The 683-nt window shown below is 61.8% G+C and carries 2 protein-coding genes; both read left to right on the plus strand.

Features of this window, described 5'->3' with window-relative positions; genetic code table 11:
* Positions 1-211 (plus strand): peptidylprolyl isomerase (locus AC1DU6_RS34145; protein ID WP_477862865.1); only part of this gene is annotated, 211 nt, incomplete at its 5' end.
* Positions 208-683 (plus strand): peptidylprolyl isomerase (locus tag AC1DU6_RS34150; protein WP_477862867.1); only part of this gene is annotated, 476 nt, incomplete at its 3' end. The genes AC1DU6_RS34145 and AC1DU6_RS34150, both read left to right, overlap by 4 nt.

Consider the following 683-nt stretch of genomic DNA (forward strand, 5'->3'; position numbering starts at 1 on the left):
GTTCTTCGTCAACGTGGTGGACAACCCCATGCTCGACGGCGAGCCGGACAATCCGGCGTCGGGCTATGCCGTCTTCGGCCAGGTCATCGAGGGCATGGACGTCGTCGACAAGATCCGCGCCGTCGAGGTCACGCCGCACGGCATGCACCAGCATTTCCCGGTCAAGCCCATCTTCATCACCAAGGCTCTCGTTGAGCCCGTCAAAAAATGAGCCAAGTCAAACTCACCACCAACCACGGCGACATCCTCATTGAGCTGGATGCCGAGAAGGCGCCGCTGTCGGTCGCCAACTTCCTGAACTACGTCCGCAAGGGCCACTACGACGGCACGGTGTTCCACCGCGTCATCAAGGGCTTCATGGTCCAGGGCGGCGGCTTTGAGGTCGGCATGAATCAAAAGCCCACCGAGGCGGCCATCCAGAACGAGGCCAACAACGGCCTGAAGAACGCCCACTACACGCTGGCCATGGCGCGCACCAACGCACCGCACTCGGCCACGGCGCAGTTCTTCATCAACACGACCAACAACGGCTTCCTGGACTTCAAGTCCGAGAGCCCGTCGGGCTGGGGCTATGCCGTCTTCGGCAAGGTCATCGAGGGCAAGGACGTCGTCGACAAGATCGAGAAGTCCAAGACCGCCACGCGTGGCGGCCATGGTGACGTGCCGGTCGAAGACGTCATCAT

The sequence above is a fragment of the Roseateles sp. P5_B10 genome (assembly GCF_056400485.1).